This window comes from Leptospira ilyithenensis, from assembly GCF_004771005.1.
Taxonomy (GTDB): domain Bacteria; phylum Spirochaetota; class Leptospiria; order Leptospirales; family Leptospiraceae; genus Leptospira_A; species Leptospira_A ilyithenensis.
The window spans coordinates 1-1,049 of record NZ_RQHV01000013.1 but is presented as its reverse complement, the minus strand read 5'-3'; the positions used below and the strand labels follow the sequence as shown (position 1 = coordinate 1,049).

The 1,049-nt window shown below is 35.5% G+C and carries 3 protein-coding genes; all 3 read right to left on the bottom strand.

Annotation, left to right across the window (positions count from 1 at the left end; genetic code table 11):
- Positions 1-387, bottom strand: a 387-nt coding sequence (locus EHS11_RS02540; protein ID WP_135762853.1) for an IS3 family transposase, incomplete at its 3' end; no start/stop codon positions are given.
- A gap of 6 nt (positions 388-393) precedes the next feature.
- Positions 394-708 carry an IS3 family transposase gene (locus tag EHS11_RS20445; protein ID WP_425460531.1) on the bottom strand — a complete coding sequence of 105 codons (315 nt, stop codon included), beginning with the start codon at positions 706-708 and terminating at the stop codon, positions 394-396.
- Between the two features lie 56 nt (positions 709-764).
- Positions 765-1,049: transposase (locus tag EHS11_RS02530; RefSeq protein WP_246047540.1), on the bottom strand; the 285-nt coding region annotated here is incomplete at its 5' end.

Genomic DNA, 1,049 nt, shown 5'->3' with positions numbered 1-1,049 from the left:
GGCTTCATCAAGATTTTTGAATCTTCGATGATTTGTAAATTCTCTTTTTAAAGTAGAGAAGAAACTTTCTGCCGGAGCATTATCATAACAATTTCCTTTTCTGCTCATACTTTGATTCATTTTATGAAATGTAAGTGCTTCTCTGAAATCGATACTTGCATATTGACTTCCCCTGTCTGAATGAAAGATTAATCCTTCTTTTGGTTTTTGTCTGATTACGGAATTTCTCAAAGCTGTTAATACCATTTCCGTTTTCATATGAGTATCAATTGACCAACCAACTACTTTTTTCGTACAAAGATCTTTGATCTGGCAAAGATAAAGGAAGCCGTTCGCATAAGGTATGTAAGTAAGATCAGATACCCGAACTTCATTCGGTTTTTCCACATTGAATTATTGATTTAATAGATTAGGACTATATCCAAAGTTATGTTTGGAATCAGTTGTCTTGGGTGCTTTGAATTTCTTCATGATTATGGAGCGGATTCCGTTTTTTCTCATGATTCGTGCTACACGGTTCTTTCCAATTACCATTCCTTGCGCTTTTAGTTTATTGAAAATGGAAGGACTTCCATATACATTCATTGATTCCTTATGGATCGTTTGACTCTCTTTTAATATTCGAATATTCTCTATTGCCGTTTTTGAGGGAATACGCTTTCGCCATGAAAAGTATCCGCTTTTTAAAACACATAAACAGTCCGACATCACTCTAATGCTATGACCTTCCTTCGAAAGTCTTTGCATGAAGAGGAACTTTTCTTCTAGTGATTTAAAGTGATGCCCATTGCCTTTTTTAATATATCCCTCTGTTCCTTTAGATGGGATACTTCTTTTTCCAACGCTTTGATTCTTTGTTCGGCTGATGTTTTCAAATCGCCGTTCTCGGATGTTTCCAGATCGAATTCGTTTTTCCATCTTCCTAACAAACCATGCGTGATACCTAATTCTTGGCTCAAAGTCATTTGGCTTTTTCCACTTGTTAAAAGAAGTTTTACCGCTTCCTTTTTGAAATCGGGACTATATTGTTTTCTACTTTTCATTGCAAC